Origin of the sequence: Enhygromyxa salina, assembly GCF_002994615.1 — a bacterium.
Taxonomy (GTDB): Bacteria; Myxococcota_A; Polyangia; order Nannocystales; family Nannocystaceae; genus Plesiocystis; species Plesiocystis salina_A.
Map to the genome: position 1 here is coordinate 53783 of NZ_PVNK01000165.1, position 19217 is coordinate 72999.

The 19217-nt window shown below is 69.4% G+C and carries 18 protein-coding genes; 6 read left to right on the top strand and 12 right to left on the bottom strand.

The window, feature by feature from the left end; all coding sequences use genetic code 11:
• Window positions 1–9 precede the first annotated feature (9 nt).
• Entirely contained in the window at window positions 10–1086 is a 1077-nt protein-coding gene (locus ENSA5_RS18195; protein ID WP_146155837.1) for an SDH family Clp fold serine proteinase, read from the top strand.
• An 81-nt stretch (window positions 1087–1167) separates the two neighbouring features.
• On the opposite strand, the gene ENSA5_RS18200 is transcribed toward ENSA5_RS18195, so the two are convergent.
• Window positions 1168–2052: a hypothetical protein gene (locus ENSA5_RS18200; RefSeq protein ID WP_106392950.1), complete on the bottom strand. Its 885-nt coding sequence runs from the start codon at window positions 2050–2052 to the stop codon at window positions 1168–1170.
• 182 nt (window positions 2053–2234) lie between these two features.
• Here ENSA5_RS18200 and ENSA5_RS18205 point away from each other — a divergent pair, with 182 nt between their 5' ends.
• Both ENSA5_RS18205 and ENSA5_RS18210 read left to right on the top strand, forming a co-directional pair.
• Window positions 2235–3698 carry a hypothetical protein gene (locus tag ENSA5_RS18205; RefSeq protein WP_146155838.1) on the top strand — a complete coding sequence of 488 codons (1464 nt, stop codon included), beginning with the start codon at window positions 2235–2237 and terminating at the stop codon, window positions 3696–3698.
• A gap of 54 nt (window positions 3699–3752) precedes the next feature.
• On the top strand, window positions 3753–4463 hold the full coding sequence (locus ENSA5_RS18210) for an SGNH/GDSL hydrolase family protein (RefSeq protein ID WP_106392952.1): 711 nt from the start codon (window positions 3753–3755) through the stop codon (window positions 4461–4463).
• A 455-nt stretch (window positions 4464–4918) separates the two neighbouring features.
• Here the strand turns inward: ENSA5_RS18210 and ENSA5_RS18215 are convergent, their stop codons facing one another.
• Together ENSA5_RS18215 and ENSA5_RS18220 are read right to left on the bottom strand one after the other, a co-directional pair.
• Window positions 4919–6061, bottom strand: a complete 1143-nt coding sequence (locus ENSA5_RS18215) for an acyl-CoA dehydrogenase family protein (RefSeq protein ID WP_106392953.1) — start codon at window positions 6059–6061, stop codon at window positions 4919–4921.
• Window positions 6062–6088: 27 nt separating this feature from the next.
• Window positions 6089–6652 (bottom strand): XRE family transcriptional regulator, encoded by a 564-nt coding sequence (locus tag ENSA5_RS18220; RefSeq protein WP_106392954.1) that lies wholly within the window; start codon window positions 6650–6652, stop codon window positions 6089–6091.
• Between the two features lie 216 nt (window positions 6653–6868).
• Here ENSA5_RS18220 and ENSA5_RS18225 point away from each other — a divergent pair, with 216 nt between their 5' ends.
• From ENSA5_RS18225 to ENSA5_RS18235, 3 genes are all read left to right on the top strand, one after another.
• Window positions 6869–7585: an SDR family NAD(P)-dependent oxidoreductase gene (locus ENSA5_RS18225; RefSeq protein WP_258182904.1), complete on the top strand. Its 717-nt coding sequence runs from the start codon at window positions 6869–6871 to the stop codon at window positions 7583–7585.
• On the top strand, window positions 7585–8649 hold the full coding sequence (locus tag ENSA5_RS18230; RefSeq protein ID WP_106392956.1) for an S-adenosylmethionine:tRNA ribosyltransferase-isomerase: 1065 nt from the start codon (window positions 7585–7587) through the stop codon (window positions 8647–8649). The genes ENSA5_RS18225 and ENSA5_RS18230 overlap by 1 nt, the downstream gene beginning before the upstream one ends.
• A 336-nt stretch (window positions 8650–8985) precedes the next feature.
• The gene (locus ENSA5_RS18235; protein WP_106392957.1) at window positions 8986–9657 is read left to right on the top strand and encodes a hypothetical protein; all 672 of its coding nucleotides are present in this window, start codon (window positions 8986–8988) and stop codon (window positions 9655–9657) included.
• A 513-nt stretch (window positions 9658–10170) separates the two neighbouring features.
• Here ENSA5_RS18235 and ENSA5_RS18240 read toward each other — a convergent pair.
• From ENSA5_RS18240 to ENSA5_RS18280, 9 genes are all read right to left on the bottom strand, one after another.
• Window positions 10171–11079, bottom strand: coding sequence for a hypothetical protein (locus tag ENSA5_RS18240; protein WP_106392958.1), 909 nt, complete (start codon window positions 11077–11079; stop codon window positions 10171–10173).
• Between the two features lie 205 nt (window positions 11080–11284).
• A complete protein-coding gene (locus ENSA5_RS18245; RefSeq protein WP_106392959.1) occupies window positions 11285–11533 on the bottom strand; it encodes a hydrogenase/urease maturation nickel metallochaperone HypA in 249 nt (82 codons plus the stop codon).
• Entirely contained in the window at window positions 11503–12018 is a 516-nt protein-coding gene (locus ENSA5_RS18250; protein ID WP_106392960.1) for a hydrogenase maturation protease, read from the bottom strand. Before ENSA5_RS18250 ends, ENSA5_RS18245 begins: the two co-directional genes overlap by 31 nt.
• The gene (locus ENSA5_RS18255) at window positions 12015–13307 is read right to left on the bottom strand and encodes a Ni/Fe hydrogenase subunit alpha (RefSeq protein WP_106392961.1); all 1293 of its coding nucleotides are present in this window, start codon (window positions 13305–13307) and stop codon (window positions 12015–12017) included. The genes ENSA5_RS18250 and ENSA5_RS18255 overlap by 4 nt, the downstream gene beginning before the upstream one ends.
• Window positions 13304–14047, bottom strand: a complete 744-nt coding sequence (locus ENSA5_RS18260) for an NADH-quinone oxidoreductase subunit B family protein (protein WP_258182905.1) — start codon at window positions 14045–14047, stop codon at window positions 13304–13306. The genes ENSA5_RS18255 and ENSA5_RS18260 overlap by 4 nt, the downstream gene beginning before the upstream one ends.
• A gap of 31 nt (window positions 14048–14078) precedes the next feature.
• Window positions 14079–16037 carry a 4Fe-4S dicluster domain-containing protein gene (locus tag ENSA5_RS18265; protein WP_106392963.1) on the bottom strand — a complete coding sequence of 653 codons (1959 nt, stop codon included), beginning with the start codon at window positions 16035–16037 and terminating at the stop codon, window positions 14079–14081.
• Window positions 16034–16480: a cyclic nucleotide-binding domain-containing protein gene (locus ENSA5_RS18270; protein WP_106392964.1), complete on the bottom strand. Its 447-nt coding sequence runs from the start codon at window positions 16478–16480 to the stop codon at window positions 16034–16036. Before ENSA5_RS18270 ends, ENSA5_RS18265 begins: the two co-directional genes overlap by 4 nt.
• A 186-nt stretch (window positions 16481–16666) precedes the next feature.
• On the bottom strand, window positions 16667–18379 hold the full coding sequence (locus ENSA5_RS18275) for a bifunctional metallophosphatase/5'-nucleotidase (protein WP_106392965.1): 1713 nt from the start codon (window positions 18377–18379) through the stop codon (window positions 16667–16669).
• 166 nt (window positions 18380–18545) lie between these two features.
• Window positions 18546–19172: a hypothetical protein gene (locus ENSA5_RS18280; RefSeq protein WP_106392966.1), complete on the bottom strand. Its 627-nt coding sequence runs from the start codon at window positions 19170–19172 to the stop codon at window positions 18546–18548.
• Window positions 19173–19217: the final 45 nt, after the last annotated feature.

Below are 19217 nucleotides of genomic sequence, written 5' to 3' on the forward strand. Positions count from 1 at the left end.
TGAGCGCGCATGAGCAGCGATCCCGACGCCGACGCCAAGCGCGACGCCCCCGAGCCCGAGCCGTCGATCCCCGCGCGCCCGGCCGCACAGATCCGCCGGCCCCCGGTCCTCTTCGCCCGGACCGCGCCGCTGATCGAGCGGCTCGAGCAAGCCCTCGGCGGGCCCTTTGTCAGCTACTGGGTGTCCGCGAACGCGAGCATGAGCCAGGAGGACGTCGGCGCCCTCGACCACGTCCTGCGCCGGGCTCGGGAGCTCCAAGATCGGCCCCGCCGCGTGTTCTTGTTCATCAAGTCCGACGGCGGCCAGGGCACGGCGGCGCTGCGGATGACGAACATCCTGCGCCACTTCGCCGACGCGGTCACGGCCCTGGTCCCGCTCGAGGCGGCGTCGGCCGCGACGATGCTCGCGCTCGGAGCCGACGAGATCCAGATCGGCCCGCTCGGCTATCTCTCGGCCGTCGACACCTCGATCCGCCACGCGCTCTCGCCCCTCGATCACGTCAACGGTCGGGTCAGCGTCAGCCACGACGAGCTCGTGCGCGTGGTCCGGCTGTGGGCCGAGCACGCGGGCCCGGGCGCGGCCGGCAACCCCTGGGGCGAGCTCTACGACTACGTCCACCCCCTGGTGATCGGCGCGGTCGACCGCGCGAGCTCGCTGTCGATCAAGCTGTGCACCGAGATCCTGTCCTATCACTTCGAAGATCACGAGCGCGCCGCCGCGATCGCGCGGGCGCTCAACTCCAACTACCCGGCCCACGGCTACCCGATCACCCTGCGCGAGGCCCAGCGGATCGGGCTCCCGGCCAAGGCGCTCGCGCCCGAGGTCGACGAGCTGCTGATCCAGCTCGGCCAGACCTACGCCGAGATGGGCCAGCGGGCCGACACCGACTTCGACCCGCGCAACTACCACAGCAACGAGATCCGCAAGATCATCGAGACCCGCGGCCTCCAGCTCTACCACCAGTCCGACAAGGACTGGCACTACCGCGAGACCGAGCGGCGCTGGACGACCCTCAACGATCGCAGCTCGTGGCGAGAGCTGCGGCTGATCGCAGGCGAGGAGCACACCAAGGTCGTGCACCTTTGAACCCCCAAAACCAAAACCCCGAGAACCAAAACAAGAGGCCGGCGTCGCTGCCGGCCCCCTGGTTCATCTGACCCTGGTCGCTCAGGCGCCCGGGATGATGCAGACGCCGACGTCCTCGTATCCGGGAGGTGCGGTGCCCTCCTCGAAGAAGGCCTGGCACTCGGTCCCGGCGATCAGGCAGGTCGGGTCGCTCACGTCACAAAACGCGGCGCAGCACGACGCCCCAGCGCACTCGGGGTGGACCTCGGCGGCCAGACACACGGTCCCACCCACGCAGTCGTTGATGAACCCGCAGGTCTCGCCCTCGGCCAGGTCTTGGGTGGCGAAGGCACACACGAAGTTGCCGCTGAAGTCGTAGAAGCACGAGTCGGTGCCGGGGCAGTCCTGCAGGAGCGGGTCGCAGGCCAGGAGGCACAAGGTGATCGAGCCCTCGTTGGCGATCGAGCAGCCGTAGCCCGGCTCACAGATCGGGTCGTCGGGCGAACCGGTGCACAGGGAGGTGCAGGTGCCGAGGTTGTCCTCGTTGACGTTCCAGCACCAGGTGTCCTCGCCGCAGTCGTCGGTCGACTCGACCGTGCCGTTGTAGGTGCAGGGATCGCCCGGCTGGCCGTCGCCGAGGACCTGGACGCACTTGTTGGCGTCCCAGTTGCCGCCGGTGCTGCCGTAGGCGACGCACTTCTCACCGTCGGGGCAGTCTTGCGTCCAGGGGTCACACTCGGACACGCCGACGACGTCGCCGTCGTCGGGGACGAAGCCCATCGTCGTCGTCCCTGAATCCGCGTCGTCCTCGCCGAAGTCCTCGCCTCCGCTGGTGTCACCAGTCTCGTCGCCGTCACCGTCACCGTTGCCGCTGCCGTTCGAGGCGGTCGCCGCCCCACTCGTGCCGGGTTGGTCGTCCTTGGCGCACGCTTGAAGCGTCAGCGCTCCGCCGATGAGACACAGGGAAAGCAGTCGAAGAGTTTTCATGGCTCGCATCCTCTCTTGGTTGGGCTCGGTTCACGAGGGCCGCGGTCCTGGCCCGGCCGTCAAGGTCGCTACTGAGACTTATTATCTAAGACAGATTCGGTAGCTTCCATGAGCTATCAAAAGTAATTGGAGTGAGAATGCTCTCGCGTTGTCTGGTGCCAAGCCGCGGTAGCGTCCGGCACATGCGCCGAGCAGCAACCATGGTCCTCCTGGCCCTCGCGACCGCGTTTGGGACTGCGTGCAAGTCGGAGCCAGGCGAGGCGGGGGCCTCGTGCAAGGCGAAGGACGACTGCGTCGCGGGCCTCAACTGCCTCGACGGCAAGTGCACGAAGCTCGAAGACGAGGCGGCGCCGGAGCCGACCGGCTACTGCGCGACTCTGGCCGCGCTCGCCGGGAGCTGGACCTTCGACACGACGGTGATCGGCGCCGAGGACCTCGCGCCGCGGGGGATCAACGGTCACTTCCAGATGACCGTGACCGTCGACAACTGCGAGGGCAAGATCGCCCTGACCAAGTCGGGCTACGACGACGTGGTCTTCTCCAACAAGAAGATCCAGCAGTCGGACGCGGCCCTGAGCGAGTCGCAGCTGATCCCCCACGCCGCCGAGGCGACGGTCTCGCTCAAGGGCAAGCCCACCCACACGATGACCTTCGTGGTCCGCGACGGGCAGCTGTTCGGCTACTACCACTACGCCGCGAGCGAGTGGACGCGGGCGGGGATGTGGGGCCACCTCCGCGGAGTCGCGGCCGGGCAGGATCTCGCCGAGGTCGAGGACTTCTCCGCCCAGCCCTGCGAGGTCCGGTGCCTGACCCAGTGCGACGCGACGAGGCGCGGGGCCGACGCGACCCTCGACGAGCCGGCGCTCGCGGCCTGCATGACCGCGTGCGGGGGCGACGAGCCGATCGTTGGTTGTGGGCCGGGCGAGCCGCTGCCGGACGAGCTCGTCGTCGCGGTCAACGGCCCGGTCAAGTCGCTCGACGAGCTGTGCGGCGAGACCACCGCGAAGCTGCTGGCCGCCAACGGGCTCGAGGGAGCTGGGATCGGGCGCTGCGATCGCAAGCCCAAGATCAAGGACAAGCCGACCCTCCGCAAGCTCGGCAAGGGGCGCCTCGACGGCTCGTTCAGCACGGCGCAGCTGGTCGAGGTCGGCTACTTCGACGTCGGCTACACCGGCCACCTGATCCTCGCGCTCGAGACCGAGGCCGGGTGGTTTTGGACCGCGCCGCTCGCCGACTTGAGCATGGCGGGGGTCGGCGGCGTGTCGGTCACGACCCAGTCGTTGACCCTGCGGCCCAAGGACCTGCTGTCCGCCGTCGGCCGCGAGGTCGTGGCCGAGATCTCGGTCGAGACGACCGACTCGGACCTCGGCGTCAACGAGGTCTCGATCGACGACACCAAGCGGGCGATCGTGTGCTCGGCTGGCTCGCCGCCCGTGTGCATGCGCGTGACCACGGACTGGTCGTCGCAGCGCACGCTGATCGACCCCGACGTCGACAACGATCCCAACAAGCACCCGGACCTCGGCGGCGAGCGTGGCGAGGTCTACATCGCGTTCTTGCCCGGTGATCTCGTGTCGATCTCGACCCCCGCCGAGGCCCGCGCCGAGGACCGGGAGCTCGCGGGGATCTACGCCTGGCCCGAGTGAGCGCCCCAACAACTTGCGCGGGGCCACGGCCTGCCCTAACTTTTTGCCCCGATCATGCCGACCCGCCGTCAATTCCTCTCGACCCTGGCCGCTGCGCCCGCCGTGGCCCTGCTGCCCCGCCGGGCCCGCGCGGCAGGCCCCAAGGTCCTGATGATGGGCAGCAGCATGATGGCCGGGGGCTTTGGCCTCTACCTCGGTCAGGATCTCGAGCGCGAGTTCGGCTGCGTCATCGATCGCCGCGGCAAGCCCTCGTCGGGGCTGGCCCGGCCGGACTTCTACGATTGGATCACGATCGGCGGCAAAGCCCGCGAAGAGTTCCAGCCTGACATCGTCGTGTGCATCTTCGGAGGCAACGACGCCCAGGGCCTGTACCTCGGCCGCAACGCCGACCCCAAGTGGTACCGCTACGGCGAGCCCGAGTGGATGCCCGAGTATCGCCGCCGGATCAACGCCTACGCCGACGCCGTCGCGCCCCGCCACGAGCGCCTGTTTTGGATCGGCATGCCGCAGGTCAGGTCCGAGAAGCTCCACGGCCGCGTGGCCGAGATGAACGTGGTCTACGAGAGCGAGATGTCGCTGCGGCCCAACGCCCGCTTCGTCTCAACCTGGGACGCGCTCACGGTTCGGGGCAAGTACAGCGATCACGTCGTCATCGACGGCAAGCGCGTCCGCGCCCGGGCCAGCGACGGCGTCCACGTCTCGCCCGCGGGCGCCCACGCCCTCGCTGACTACGTCCGCCCCCACATCGCCGAGATCCTCACCTAGCAGCCCGGGGTGCAATGCCTCGCGCCGCCTCGCTTGGCCTTTTCGCCGAGGGCTTTGTCGCCAAAACTTGCAGTACGCCCGGTACAGCGGCGTTTTGGCTTCGCGCCCTCAACGCAAATTCCGGCGCGAGGCGACACGATGCATTGCACCCCGGGCTGCTAGTTAAAGACCGACCAGCCACGCGTGGCAGAGTCGCTGACGTTTGCAGGGGTCATCGACAACCGACCAGCCACGCGTAGCAAAGACGCTGACGCCTGCGGGGTCTAAACAACCGACCAGCCGCGCGTGGCAAAGACGCTGACGCCTGCGGGGTCTAAACAAGCCCCCTTTTAGGGGGCCACGCAAGCCAGGGCGAAGCTCATACCAGCCCACCGAGCGAGGGAGCGCAGCGAGCGAGCGACCGGCCGCGCAGCGGCCGTGCGTGGCAAAGTGCAGGGTGGCTGTGGGGGTCTAAATTAGATCCCCATTTGTTTGGCGATGATCACCTTCATGATCTCGTTGGTGCCCGCGTAGATCCGCTGGACGCGGGCGTCCATGTAGGCCCGCGAGATCGGATACTCCAGCATGTAGCCGTAGCCGCCGAAGAACTGGAGGCACTCGTCGACGACGCGACCGAGCATCTCCGAGTGCCACAGCTTCGACATCGAGCACTCCTTGACCAGGTACTCGCCCGCGACGTGGCGGCGCAAGACCGCGTCGAGGAAGTGGCGGCCGACCTCGACCTCGGTCGCGCACTCGGCCAGCTTGAACTGGGTGTTTTGGAACTTGATGATCGGCCGGCCGAATGCCTGGCGCTCCTTGGCGTAGCTGATCGTGTCTTCGAGGATCTTCTCGGCCGCGGCCTGAGACATGATCCCGACGATCAGCCGCTCTTGTTGGAGCTTCTGCATCAGCATCATGAACCCGGCGCCCTCGGGCCCGAGGCGGTTGGCGGCGGGGATCCGGCAGTCCTCGAACGCGAGCTCGGCGGTGTCCTGGGACGCGAGGCCCATCTTGGCCAGCTTCTTGGCCCGGACAAAGCCCGGCCGATCGCCCTCGACGACGAAGAGCGAGACGTTGCGGTGGGGGTCGTCGTCGTTCTCGGTCTTGGCCGCGACGATGCACAGATCGCAGAGCATCCCGTTGGAGATGAAGGTCTTGGAGCCGTTGATGATGTAGTCGTCGCCGTCGCGCTTGGCCGTGGTCTTGAGCGCGGCGAGGTCCGAGCCGGTGTTGGGCTCGGTCATGCCGATCGCGGTGATCAGCTCGCCGCTGACGCAGCCCGGGAGCCAGCGCTGGCGCTGGTTGTCGTCGCCGAAGCTGTGGATGTAGGGCACGCAGATGTCCGAGTGCAGCGGGATCGCAAAGCCCGACTCGTGGGCGTAGGCGAGCTCTTCACACACGATGACCGAGTGGAGGAAGCTGCCGCCGGGGCCGCCCCACTTGTCCTCGACCCAGGGGCACAGGAGGCCGGCCTCTCCGGCCGCGCGCCACGTCGCTCGATCGACGCTGCCGGCCTCCATCCAGGCCTCTTGCTTGGGAATGACCTCGCGCTTGATGAACTCGCGGACGGTCTGGCGGTAGAGATCGTGGTCTTCGTCAAAGAGCTCGCGTTTCATGGCTTTCCTCGCGGGAGTGTACCTGGGTCAGGAGCTGCCCCGTGGGGCGAAGGTGACGACGCTGTGCGCGACGGCGAGCTTGCGGCCGACGTTACGGTAGCCGTGGCGCTGGTCACCCGCGAACACGACCACGTCGCCGGGCTCGAGCACGAAGCGACGCCCGCGGACCGAGAGCTCGACGCTGCCGCGCTCGCAGGTCAGGTACTCGCGGGTCCCGGGCGTGTGCGGCACGCCGGTCATCGTGCCCCCGATCGCTAGCTCGATGCGCTCGATGTCGAGGCCGCGCAGGACCTCGGGCAGCAGCTTGCGCACGGTGACCTTGCCCCGGCGGCGGACGGTGAGCTCGTCGGCCCTGTAGACCTTGCCGGTCCCGCGCGGCGGGGCCAGGAGCTCCTCGAGGCGGACGTGGAGCGCGGCCGCGACCTTGAGCAACACCGCGAGGGTCGGGTTGGCGCCGCCGGACTCGAGGTTGGTCCAGGTCGGGCGCGGGATCCCGGCGGCCTTGGCGACCTGGGCTTGCGACAAGCCCCGAGCGTCGCGGAGCTGGCGGATGTTCTCGGCCAAGTTGGCGGCTACGTCCTCGTCGATCACCCGGGCATCGTCGCGTGGTTTGGGGCCGCGCGGGTGTGAGGCAGCTCGCTATCAAGTCGTCGCTGGTGATAATTTGTTGACATTCGGTCGAGGCGATGGCCGTTCGGGCGACGCCTGGGGCGGGCGGGCCCATGCTCCGTGTCGAGGAGCCTTCCCATGTCCGACACATCCCTTCAAACCACTCCCTCGTCCACCCCACCCCTTCAAAGCGCGATCGTGACCGGTGCGAGCCGAGGTCTGGGCCTTGGCGTCGCGCGCAGCCTGGCCGTCGATCACGGCCTGGGCGTGGCCCTGGTCGCGCGTGAGCAGACCGCGCTCGATGCCGCCGTCGCCCAGCTCAGGGCCGCCGGCGCCGAGGTCATTGGCATCGTCGCCGACGTGTCCGACAAGCGCGCGATCCACCGGATCGTTGGCCAGGCCGCGGCCGCGCTCGGCGACATCGATGTGCTCGTCAACAACGCCAGCTCGCTCGGCCCGACGCCCCTGCGGGCGCTGCTCGACAGCGAGTGCGAGGACTTTGGCGGGGTGCTCGAGACCAACTTGCTCGGACCCTTTCGCCTGACCAAGGCCGTGCTCGGCTCGATGGTCCTGCGCGGGCGTGGGGTCGCGGTTCAGATCAGCTCCGACGCCGCGGTCGAGGCCTACCCCGAGTGGGGCCTGTACGGCGTGTCCAAGGCGGCCCTCGATCACCTCGCGCGGATCTGGGCCGCCGAGCTCGACGGGACCGGAGTTCGGATGCTGAGCGTCGACCCCGGCGAGATGAACACCCGGATGCACGCCGACGCGATCCCCGACGCGGACCCGAGCACGCTCGCGGACCCCGACGCGGTCGGGCGCGTGCTCGCGGCGATGATCCTCGAGCGCGAGGGAGCGCCGAGCGGCGCCCGGCTCTCGGCGGCCTCGTGGTCCACGACCGAGAGGGATGTGGCGTGATGAGCCCGGCGACCCATCCACCCTCGTTGCGCGAGGGCGTCCGACTGCTGCTCGTCGACGAGGCGGCCGACGAGATCCGCGACGCCGCCTTCGCCGAGCTGGTCGACGAGCTGCGGCCTGGGGATCTGCTCGTGGTCAACGACGCGGCGACCTTGCCCGCTTCGATCGCGGGGCGGGTGCGCGGGCAGACAGTCGAGCTTCGCTTGCTCGGGCCGCGGCTCGACGACGAGTCTGGCGGTGACCGTCAGTGGCGCGCGGTCTTGTTCGGATCCGGTGACTGGCGCGACGACACCGACGACCGCCCCGCGCCTCCCGTGCTCGAGCTCGGCGCGACGATCGAGCTGCGCGGCGGGCTGTCGGCCGCGCTCGTCGGGCGTCACCCCGACGCCGAGCGCCTCGTGGACCTGTGCTTCGACCGCGGCGGACCCGAGCTCCATGCGGCGCTCTACGCTGCTGGGCGGCCGATCCAGTACAGCCACCTCGACCAGCCGCTGGAGCTGTGGTCGGTCCAGACCGTGTTCGCGGGGCGCCCGTGGGCGGCAGAGATGCCCTCGGCTGGGCGTCCGCTGACGGCGGCGTTGCTCGGGGCGCTGCGGGCCCGCGGCGTCGAGCTGGCCCGCCTGACCCACGCGGCGGGGCTCAGCGCCACGGGTGATCCAGGCCTCGACGCGCTGCTGCCTCTGCCGGAGCGCTACGAGATCCCGGCCGAGACGGTCGCCGCGATCGAGCGGGCGCGGGCCCGGGGTGGGCGGGTGATCGCGGCCGGGACCACGGTCGTGCGCGCGCTCGAGGGCGCGGTCGCGGGCGCGGTCGCGGGCGAGGGCCTCGTGGCCGGGGGCGGGGAGACGGCGCTGATCATCACCGCGCAGACCGAGCTGCGGGTCGTCGATGGGTTGCTGACGGGCATGCACGCGTCGCACGAGAGCCACTACCGGCTGCTGCGGGCGTTCGCGCCCGACGAGCTGCTCGAGCGGGCCTGGGACGCCGCGCTCGGGGCTGGGTATCGCTCGCACGAGTTCGGGGATCTGGCGCTGCTGCTGCCGACCGCGAGGCGGGCTGCGTAGACGGCCCCTGCGACAGCGCAGGGGCCCGGCGTCGTGTATGCGCGGCGCGAATATCTGTGCCTCGCGCGAGGAGTACATCTGTGAAACCTGTGGGGCGACCGCGTCGCCGTCTCGTCCGCCCCGCCTGCCAAGACACAGGACTGAAGCGGTGAGGGGCGCGCCGTCGCCGTCGCGCGTTCGCGTGGGCATTCGACCTATCTTCGGTCAGGATTTCGCGGCGAGGTGGACCGATTTGCGCCGTCGTGAAGTCGCCCGTCGTGCTCAGCTTGAGTGATGGCACGACTGGCAAAAGCTCACGTTCATGACGCCCTAGATCAAGCGGCCGCCAACATCCTGATGGCCGACCGCGGAGACAAGCGCATCAGCCGGGCTGACATGCGCCTCGCGCTTCGTCGCCTGCGCGGCACCGAGCGAGCCCTGACCGAGATCTTCTTTCGCTTTATCGATCATCGCGACGCCAAGCCCGGCGCCGTGATCACGAAGTTCGACGTCGACAAGGCCCTGGTCTACGCCAAGGACCGCCTGATCGACGCCTACGACATCAACAACAACGGCCTCTCGCAAGACGAGATCGCCAAGATGTCGAACCTGGCCAAGCTCGCGGTTCAGCTCGCGCGCGAGCAGATGATCGCGCTGCGCTTTGACGAAGACGAGGCGATCCCCGAGGGCTATGCGCCCTATCTCACGATCGCGATGGGAACCATCGACGCGAGCGCGGGCAGGCTCGTGCTGACCGGGATCCCCCCGCTCGACCTCAGCCTCCAGAGCTTGGTCGAGGTCGCGTTTTGGGTCGTGTGGGAGCGGATCCTCGTCCATCGCTACTGGAACGCGCCGGTCGACCTGGCCAGCAACGGCAAGCTCGAGCTCGGCGAGTGGACCGACCCGCGCAATGGCCTGGTTTATGTCATCTGCAACTGGGTCGACGTCGACGACGCGAGCATGGTCTTTTACTATCGCGAGCAAGGCGACGGGACCTGGCTGCTGGTCCACGAGATCTTCCTCAATTAGCTTAGCAGCCCGGGGTGCAATGCATCGTGTCGCCTCGCGCCGGAATTTTCGCCGAGGGCGCGAAGCCAAAACGCCGCTGTACCGGGCGTACTGCAAGTTTTGGCGACAAAGCCCTCGGCGAAGAGGCCAAGCGAGGCGGCGCGAGGCTTTGCACCCCGGGCTGCTAGCAGCCCGGGGTGCAATGCATCGTGTCGCCTCGCGCCGGAATTTTCGCCGAGGGCGCGAAGCCAAAACGCCGCTGTACCGGGCGTACTGCAAGTTTTGGCGACAAAGCCCTCGGCGAAAAGGCCAAGCGAGGCGGCGCGAGGCTTTGCACCCCGGGCTGCTAGTCCTGAATCAAGCGCTGCGCGCTCGACTCAGGCCTTCTAATCTTCAAGGGGCCTTTCAAAAAGGCCCCTCGCTGCGGCGGCAAAGCCCCCTCCGCTCACCCCAAACGCTCGCCTTGCGGCTCGTACTAGCCCTAAATCATTCAGCTTTTTGAAATCAGCGCTTGATTTAGGGCTAGTCGGTGGTTCAGTCTTCGAGCATGAGGTCGACGCAGCGCTCGATGAAGGCGCGGTCGGCCGGCTCGCCGGCCATGATTCGCACGACCAGCGCACCGATCAGCAGCGCGACGATCGCCTCGTTGTCGGACGAGCTCGCGCGCGGGTGATCGTCGAGCACCTGGGCGAGGGCCTTGGTGCCCGCGATCGCGTCTTCGTGGAGGGCGAGGACCGAGGCCTCGCTGCGGGTCTGCACGGCGAAGCGCTTGGTCACGGACTCGAGCGTGTCGATCAGATCGTCGCGCAGGGTGTCGTCGGGGTCGGCGGCGAAGCTCAGGCGGGTCTCGACGAGCCCGGCGATCGACAGGCCCGTGAACGAGGTCTGCGCCGACTGGAGGATGAACGAGCCGCTGTACTCGGCGACCTTGGCGATCAGCTCGTCGATCGGCGCGTTGGTCATCGTCAGGGTGACGAGCTCGTCGAGGACGTCGGACAGATCGCCGAGGATGTCGCGGACCACGGCGTCGAGCGAGGACAGGTCGTCCTCGACCAGGGTCTGGCCGGTCTCGGCCGCGAGCCGCTCGGACACCAGCTGCAAGATCCGCAAGGTGAAGTAGGCGTCGTCGAGGAGGCCGAGGAGGCCGAGCTCGTTGGGGATCAGGTCATCGGGCTCGTCCCAGTAGGCCGCGGCGGCGCGCATGACCTGCGACATCGTGTCTTGGACCGGGGTCCCGTGCGAAGACGCGACGGCCGTCGCGAGCAGCTCGGGCACGCTGCGGACGTAGCCCTCGAACAGCTCGAGGGCCTCGCGCCGCTCCTTGGCTCCGAGGGAGTGGCCGCGCTCGTCGGCGCGATCCTGGAGGTAGTTGGCGAGGTGCCCCTTCCTCGCCTCGATGGCGAGGGCGGCGTCGATCTGCTCGTTGATGTTGGCGGTGTCCATCGAGGTGGCTCGGGACACTACTACCGCAAGGCTCAGCGACAGGCCAAGTTGTTGTCCAAGCGCGCGAGCTCGGCGAGGACCTGCTTGCAGCCCGGGGTGGAGGCGAGGCAACGCTCACGGGCCCCGGCGCCGAAGCGAAGGGTCGCGAAGCGCAGCTCGCCGGGGCCGTCGCGGAGGTCGAGGAGCTGAGCGGGGATAGCGAGGGCTACTTGGCGATCTCGATCGCGGTGATCTCGACCCCGGCCGGGTGGGCCGCAGCCTCGCGGATGTCGAGGCGAATGTCGCTCAGCCCGAGCCGCTCGAGCTCGAGCTCGAAGTGTCCGCGAAGGTGGTCCGCCGACCCGCCAGCGAGCGCGCCGAGCCGAAGCTCGATCGCGCGCAGGCGACCGCCTCGGCGCTCGGCCTCGGCCCGGGCGGTCTCGATCAGCTTTCGGATGATGCCGCTTTCGTGCACGCGCTACTGCCTGAGTTGGAGTCAGCCGCCGCCGAGCGGATCGCCGCGACGAGGTCGTCGAGGGCGGCGGCCAGGGGTGGGGAGAGCGGCTGGCCGATCTCGAAGCGCCAGCCCTCGACGCCGACGAAGCGCCCCGGCGGCAGCGGGCGCCCGAGCGCGGCGCCGAGCCGCAGGGTCTCGCTGGGCCCAAACCCGTGCGAGGACATCTGCGCGCTGGCGATCGCCGCTTCGGCGATCGAGGCGAGCGGCAAGCTCACGATCGTCCCGGGTGATCGGCCGCTGCGGGTCACGTCGACCAGGATCGTCGGCCCCGAGTCCGCGGGGGGCTCGAGGGGCTCGAGCGGGTCGAGCAGCTCCAACAAGCGGGCGCCCGGCCGGCCCGCGATCGTGACCGTGAACTCGCCCTCGAGCTGGCGGGCGGCCAAGATCGCCGCGCCGTCGTCACCCGCGGCCTCATTTCCGAGCGCGATGATGCGTGCTTTCATGGTGTGGCTTCAACGTCGTAGGTTAAAAAATGAGTCGCGCACGAGATGCACGGGTCGTAGGCCCGAATCAGCTGTTCGCAGCGACGCGTGGCCTGGTCGTGGGGGAGGGTGAGGAGCGAGGGGACCAGCGCGACGAGGTCTTGCTCGATGCGGGCCTGGTTTTGGGAGGTCGGCGGGACGATCTGGGCCTGCGCGACCTCGCCCTCGTCGGTCACGACGTAGCGGTGGTAGAGCAGCCCGCGGGGCGCCTCGGTCGCGCCGTGGCCGACGCCCGCGCGCGGCCGCCACGCGACGAAGGGCTGGGCGGGCCGGCGGTAGGCGGCGACGATGTCGACGGCCTCGGCGAAGGCGTGGACGACCTCGATCGCGCGGACGGTGATCGACTCGTAGGGGTTTCGCACAGGCAGGCGCAGCTCGCTGCGCTCGAGGGCCTCGCGGGCGCGAGGGTGGAGCTTGTCGGCGAACAGGTTGAGCCGCGCCAGCGGACCGCAAAGGTAGGCCGCGCCGTCGGCGAGGCGGCAGTGCAGCGCGTTGGAACGCTCGACCTGGGCCTCGTGGAACGCTTCGTTGAACTCCTCGACCGCGATGTCGCCCCGGTCGGAGATCGCCAGACGGTCGCCGCGCTCGAGCGGGTAGTCGTCGCCCTTGACCGCCACGAACACGTAGTCGTTGTCCTGACTCGGCTTGGCCAGCTTCGCGGCCCACTCGACGGTCTCGAGCGCCTGGTCGAGGCCAAGCGCAAGCGCGGGCCGGAGCTCGTCGAGCTCGCGCGGGCGTGGGGCCCGAGTGAAGCCGCCGACCCGGACCGAGACCGGGTGGATGGCCCGGCCGCCGAGCAGCTCGATCACCTGGTTGCCGATCTTCTTCATGTGGAGGCCGCGCTCGACCAGCTCGCGGTGGTCCGCGGCCATCTCGATCGCGCTGTCGTAGCCGAGGTAGTCGGGCGCATGAAGCAAGAACATGTGGAGCACGTGGCTGGCGATCCACTCGCCGCAATAGAGCAGCCGCCGCAGCGGCCAGACCTCGGCCGGGACGACCAACTCGAGGGCCGACTCGAGCGCGCGCACGCTCGACATCTGATACGCGATCGGGCAGATGCCGCAGATCCGCGCGACGATGTCGGGGACCTCGGCGAGCGAGCGACCGCGCAACAGGGCCTCGAAGAAGCGCGGGGCCTCGAAGATCGACAGCTCGGCCCCGGTGACCTCGCCGTCGTGGACCTGGACCGAGAATCGCCCCTCACCCTCGACGCGGGCGAGCATGTCGACCTTGTAGACGGTCTCGGTCATGGCTCGTGTCGCTTGCTCTCGTGCTCGAAGGCCGGGGCGGCGCCCGTGATCAATCGAAACGCCCGGACCATGTCTGCCTTGCTGCGCCCGCGGCCGAGCTCCCAGGTGGCCAGCGACCCGGTGTTGGCCGACTCGCGCGGCCCAAAGCAGCCGTAGCAGCCCCGATCGTAGGCCGGGCACAGCGCGCCGCACCCGGCGTGGGTCACGGGCCCAAGGCAAGTCTGCCCGCGAGCGACCATCACGCAGACGACTCCGCGCCGCTTGCACTCCATGCACACGGCCTCGTTTGGGATCCCGGGCTTGCGACCCACGACAGAGGCAGTGATGACCTCGAGCAGCTGGGCCTTGTCGATCGGGCAGCCGCGGAGCTCAAAGTCGACCGGGACGTGGGCCGAGATCGGCGTGGAGTCGGCGAGGCTGCTGACGTAGCTCGGGGTCGCGTAGACCACCCGCATGAACTGCTCGTGGTCCGCGAAGTTGCGCAGGGCCTGAACCCCGCCGGAGGTCGCGCAGGCGCCGATGACGACCAGCGCGTGCGACACCGCCCGAATGTGGCGAATCTCCTCGAGCTGCTCCGGGGTCGAGATCGAGCCCTCGACGAGGGTCAGATCAAAGCGCCCCTGGGGCCGCAGGGCCGACGACGCCTCCGGAAAGTGGACGATGTCGACGGCCTCGCCGAGCGCGAGCAGCTCGTCCTCGCAGTCGAGCAAGGTCAGCTGACAGCCGTCGCAGGAGGCCATCTTGAACACCCCGAGCCGGGGCCGGCGGCGGTCAGAACCCCGGCTGGCCGAAGATGAAGTCGATGTGGTCATGACGAAAGATCGGGCCGTCCTTGCAGACGAAGTAGGGGCCGTACTGGCAGCGGCCGCAAAACCCCGCGGCGCACTTCATGTTGCGCTCGATCGAGACGAAGCGGTGGGACTTGGGCACGCCAGCTTCGTCGAGCAAGAACAGGACCTGGCGCATCATCACCTCGGGCCCGCAGATGAAGTAGCGGCCGTCGAGGGGCAGCTCCTTGCGACGCAGGAGCCGGGTGACGAAGCCGATGTTGCCGAGCCAGCGCCGCGACGCCTGGTCGACGGTCACGCTCACGTCGCAGCTCGGGAGCGAGTCCCAGGCCAGGAGCTCGGTGTCGTACAAGATGTCGGCCGCCGAGCGGGCGCCGTAGAACAGGCGCACGGCCGGGTAGTCGTCGGGGTTGGCGGCGAGCTGCTGCATCGCGCTGCGCAGCGGCGTGAGCCCGACGCCGCCCGCGATCAGCGTGAGCGGGTGGTCCTTGGCCAGCTCGATCGGCCAGCGCGATCCGAACGGACCGCGCACGCCGAGGCGCTGGCCGGGCCGGAGCTCGGACAGGGCCTTGGTGGCCCGGCCGACCCCGCGAAGGGTGTGCTCGACGAAGTCCTCGCCCGAGCCGCTGACCGAGATCGGCACGTCGCCGATCGCGGGCAGCGAGAGCATGTTGAACTGGCCGGGCTCCTCGCGGACCGCGGTCGTCCGCTCGATCACGAGGGTCACGGTGTCTGGGGTCTCGGGCTGGACCTCGAGCACGCGGGCGGGCGCGGGGACCAGCGGATCGTCCTCGCGCGGCCACCAGACCTGGGGCCTCGGCAGCTCGATCGCGGGCTTGGGATCCTGGCTGCGGATCGCGCTCAGCTCCTCGGTCACGTCGATGCCGACCGGACACCAGGCGATGCAGCGCCCACAGCCGACGCAGCCCGAGGCGTCGAACTGCGAGGTCCACGACGCGAACTTGTGGGTCAGCCACTGGCGATAGCGATCGGCGATCGCCGGGCGAAACACGGCCCCGTGGATCGTCGAGTGGTCCTGGCCAAAGCACGAGTCCCAGCTGCGCTCGCGGGCGGTCTCGGCGTTTGCGAGCAGCGAGACATCTTTGACGTCGAAGCAAAAGCAGGTCGGGCAGACCTGCGTACAGTTGCCGCACGCGAGGCAGCGCTCGGCGACCTCGGTCCAGCGGGGGTGATCGAGGTTGCCGAACAAGAGCCCGGGCAGGCCCTCGGTGTCGAGCTCGCGGCCCATGGTCTGGCGACAGCTGTCGAGGCCGGCGTCGCGGGCGGTGAGCTCGGCGTCGGCGGCCGCGCGCGCGTCGAGGCGCTGGACCAGCGCGGCCCCGGCCTCGGTCTCGGCCTCGACCACGAAGCCCCCGTCGAGCTCGGTCAGGCACAGGTCGTAGCCCGGCCCGACCCGGGGGCCCGTGCCCATCGAGGCGCAAAAGCAGAGCTCGCCGGCCTCGACGCAGTTGACCGCGATGATCAGGCAGGCCTCGCGGCGGGCGGCGTAGCGGTGATCGACGAAGGGCCCGCGCACGAACACGCGATCTTGGAGCTCGATCGCCGCGAGCTCGCAGGCCCGGACGCCGATGAAGGCCGTCGGCGGCGGGTCTGCACGGGCGGCGCTGAAGCGGATGTCGTCGCCGTCGCGGCGGATCTGGACCAGGGGCTCGCGGGCCGGGAACAGGCGCTGCTTCCACGAGTGGGGCCCGACCGCGAAGCCGAAGATCGCGTCGTCGTCGCGGCGGCGGAGGCGGTAGCGGCCCGGGGCCTGCTCGTCGGTCCAACCGACAGGGAGCTCGTCGACGCCCTCGATCTCGTCATAGATGATCGCCGCGCCGTCGACCGTGGGGCCGATCAGTCGATAGCCGTCGCCGCGGATCAGCGCGAGCAGGTGGCCGAGCTCGTCGCGCTCGAGCCAGTGTGCGGGCGGCGGGGTCACTGGCGGTACGAGTCCATCAGTTGGAGCCAGGTGTCGTGGAGGCGCTCGGCGACGGTCTCGAAGGTCCGGTGCATGACCCGATAGCCGAGCTCGCGGTCTTGTTCGTAGAGGTCGAGGAGCGCGGCCCCGCGCAGGACGATCAGGGTCGTGTCCTTGACCGCGCGGGCCGTGGCCAGCCACCGCGCCTGGGGCAGCAGCGCCGACCAGCCGAGGATCTCGCCGACGGACACGGTGCAGACCGGCAGCTCCCCGCGCCCGGGGACCGACACCGCGATCGACACCCGACCCTCGGCCACGGCCCGGATCGAGTTGGCTGGCCCTTGCTCCTCGACCACGATATCGCCGGTCTTGACCCGCTCGATCGAGGCGATCGCGGCGATTCGCTCGAGCTGCCCGTCGTCGAGGTCACACAGCAGCCGGATCTTGCGAAGGGCCTGCTTCATCCAGGCCAAAGCCTATCTCCAAGAGCCCCTCGAGGTGGGCCCGGCGCTTCGGCAAAGATCGCGCCGTCGCGTGTCAGTCGTGTCCGCAACGACGCCGAGGGCGAGGCCCACGCCGTCGCGAGCCGCGGGGGCGGGTCGCGGCTGGTGTGCCTCGCAACGAGCCCGATTGGCTCGCCCGCCGGGTCTTCAGCCTGCCAGGCAGACCTGGTCGGCTCGGTCGCTCGAGCAGATTCGGCCCTCGAACACCGGCGCGATGCCAGCGTCGCCAGCGGCCGTGAGCGCGGCGACGACCCGCTCGACGAGGTCGGCGCCGTTGTTGGCGTGCTCGACCTTCATCGAGGGCTTCAGCATCAGGTAGCCGTCCTGGTCCGAGCCCGGCGTGATCCCGAGCAAGAACTCGGTCGCGACGACCCTGTACTTGCGCTTGGGCTCGATCGCCTCGCGGTCGGGCAGCAGGACCGCGCCCGTGGCCGTCTGCGCGCCGACGTCGTGGCGGTAGGCGAGGCCGGCGATCTGCAGCCAGTGCCCGGCCGCGCTCCAGTTTTCGACCGAGCGATCGAGGACCTGCTGGAGCGTCGCGCCGTCGATCTCGATCAGCTGCATGCTGATCGGGTACGCGAAGGTCTCCTCGACGATCCGGCGGGTGATCTCGGTCCCGGCGGCGATGTCCTGGTTGAGCCTCAGGCTGCCGGAGTTGAGGATCGCGAGGTCGGCCTCGGGGAAGGTCGCGAGCATCTGGTCGACGGCCCAGTCGCCGAAGTTGGTCTCGTACCTGCGGATCTCGGTCTCTTCGGCGATCAGGTCGGTGCCCGCGACCGTGAGCTTCTCGTCGAGGCACCCGGGCTCGGCGCCCTTGCTCGCGCAAAACAGCTGGGCGTGCTCGGCGAGGAGGCCGTCGACGATCGCCGAGACGGCGGGGTCGGGCTCGGGCTGGCCCGGGCCGAGGACTTCGCTGTCGACGCCCGCGCTGAGCTGCCAGCCGACCTCGCCGCTGGCGTCGACCCAGATCTCGACGGCCCGGACGCGGACGCCGTCGGCGTCACCTTTGAGGACCGCGCGGGGGCCCGTCTGCTCGCCGCCTTCGTAGACGGTCATGAGGTCGTGGTCGTGGCCGCCGAGGATCAGATCGGGGCCCGCGTCGCCGAGCTCGTCGAGGATCCGCTGGTCGTCGTCGACGTCGAGGTGGGTCAGCGCGAGCACCACCTCTGCGCCCTGCTCGCGCAGCTGCTCGGTCGCCGCCCGGGCCTCCTCGACGTATTCGCCCCGGATCTCGTCGACGTACTCGGGCTCTTGCTTGGCGACCGTCAGCGAGAACAGCCCGACCTCGACCCCGCCGAGGGTCAGCAGCGAGGCGTCGACGAGGTGCGGGGCCGAGACCGCGGGCTGACCGTCGATCGTCGCCCACTCGATCGTCGTGTCGAGCCAGGTGAACTGGCTGCCCTCGACCCGCTTGTCGAGGATCTTCTTGGCGTCGTCGAGCGCGCCCTTGTCGAACTCGTGGTTGCCGAAGGTCGCGATCAGGCGGGCGTCGAAGCCCTCGGTGTCGCCGTCGAGGGCGTTGAGCACCGTGATCATCTGGGCGCCCTCGAACTCGCGCGAGAGCAGCGAGGGAAACAGCGCGTCGCCAGCGTGGGTCACGAGCACCGCGTCGCAGTCACGCTCGAGCTGGGTGCGTACGCTGCGGATCCGGGCGAGGCCGCCGCGGCCGTCGGCGAGGCCCTCGATGCGGTAGATGTCGTTGAGGTGGAGCACCCGGAAGCGGCGGCTGCCGTCGGGCTGGAGGCCGCAGGCCTGGGCGCTGGGCGCTGGCGCGTCGGGGGGGACGGACTCGGGCGGGGGCTTGCCGCAGGCCGTCGCAGACAGGAACAGCCCGAGGGCGACGAGGTGCCGGCGCTTCATGCCGCGAGTGTAGCGTCCGATGTGGAGACGGCGCAGGGATCAGAGCTCGAACACGCGGATCCAGGCGTGGCTCTCCTGTTGGCCCGCTATCACGAGGTCGCGGTCGCCATCAACCGCGACGCCCCGAACATCGCCGCCGAGACCACCGGGCTCGAAGTCGGCGCGGTCAGCAGTCGTCCAGGATTTCGAACTCGACGTGGTCGGGGATCCGAAACGACCAGCGCCACTCGTCACCTTGAACGCTCGCCGCGACCGTGGCGAGGCCGGGATTGGGTGCGCCGCGCTGTTCGGCTCGCCGCCAGACCTCCTCCACGGAGCAGCGAGGGGGCTCTGAGGACTGCTGTTTGAGCCCCTCGGGACACCGGACCGGAGCACTATTGGTTCGCACGAGGTTGCGCGAGCGAGCCGAGCCGCGACCGACGGTGTAGGCGAAGCAGGCGTACTTGGGCGTGCTCGGACTGGGCGGCGCGCCGGGAATCGTGCTCTCGGCAGGTGGAGACGACTCGCCGCTGGCCAGGGCTTCCGACCGAAACACGAGGCGCCAGCCAGAGTCCCCGGGATTCGGCAGGTCGGCGACCCCGTCCGGGCGAACGTAGTACCCCTCGATGACGCTCAGCTCCGCGTCGTCAGCCCACGTTCGAGCCTTCCCGTTCGCTTTGGCGATCCAATGGTCGGCGGGATGCTCGAATTGACGAGACGACCACCAAAACCACCCGCCGAGCCCACCAACGAAGAGCACGAGGAAGGCCCCGGGGATGAGATAGGTATTGAGCCGTTCCCTGTTCTTCGTCATCGGGCTGCGGGTCTGTATACCGGGTCTGTAACGGACTGTCGAACG

Excerpts from the sequence above, each read along its gene's own strand:
- ENSA5_RS18250 (WP_106392960.1), bottom strand. The coding sequence starts at position 12,018 with ATGAAAGCACGCATCATCGCGCTCGGAAATGAGGCCGCGGGTGACGAC.
- ENSA5_RS18270 (WP_106392964.1), bottom strand. The coding sequence starts at position 16,480 with ATGAAGCAGGCCCTTCGCAAGATCCGGCTGCTGTGTGACCTCGACGAC.
- ENSA5_RS18260 (WP_258182905.1), bottom strand. The coding sequence starts at position 14,047 with ATGGCCTCCTGCGACGGCTGTCAGCTGACCTTGCTCGACTGCGAGGAC.
- ENSA5_RS18280 (WP_106392966.1), bottom strand. The coding sequence starts at position 19,172 with ATGACGAAGAACAGGGAACGGCTCAATACCTATCTCATCCCCGGGGCC.
- ENSA5_RS18275 (WP_106392965.1), bottom strand. The coding sequence starts at position 18,379 with ATGAAGCGCCGGCACCTCGTCGCCCTCGGGCTGTTCCTGTCTGCGACG.
- ENSA5_RS18200 (WP_106392950.1), bottom strand. The coding sequence starts at position 2,052 with ATGAAAACTCTTCGACTGCTTTCCCTGTGTCTCATCGGCGGAGCGCTG.
- ENSA5_RS18235 (WP_106392957.1), top strand. The coding sequence starts at position 8,986 with ATGGCCGACCGCGGAGACAAGCGCATCAGCCGGGCTGACATGCGCCTC.
- ENSA5_RS18215 (WP_106392953.1), bottom strand. The coding sequence starts at position 6,061 with ATGAAACGCGAGCTCTTTGACGAAGACCACGATCTCTACCGCCAGACC.
- ENSA5_RS18230 (WP_106392956.1), top strand. The coding sequence starts at position 7,585 with ATGAGCCCGGCGACCCATCCACCCTCGTTGCGCGAGGGCGTCCGACTG.
- ENSA5_RS18195 (WP_146155837.1), top strand. The coding sequence starts at position 10 with ATGAGCAGCGATCCCGACGCCGACGCCAAGCGCGACGCCCCCGAGCCC.
- ENSA5_RS18255 (WP_106392961.1), bottom strand. The coding sequence starts at position 13,307 with ATGACCGAGACCGTCTACAAGGTCGACATGCTCGCCCGCGTCGAGGGT.
- ENSA5_RS18210 (WP_106392952.1), top strand. The coding sequence starts at position 3,753 with ATGCCGACCCGCCGTCAATTCCTCTCGACCCTGGCCGCTGCGCCCGCC.
- ENSA5_RS18240 (WP_106392958.1), bottom strand. The coding sequence starts at position 11,079 with ATGGACACCGCCAACATCAACGAGCAGATCGACGCCGCCCTCGCCATC.
- ENSA5_RS18205 (WP_146155838.1), top strand. The coding sequence starts at position 2,235 with ATGCGCCGAGCAGCAACCATGGTCCTCCTGGCCCTCGCGACCGCGTTT.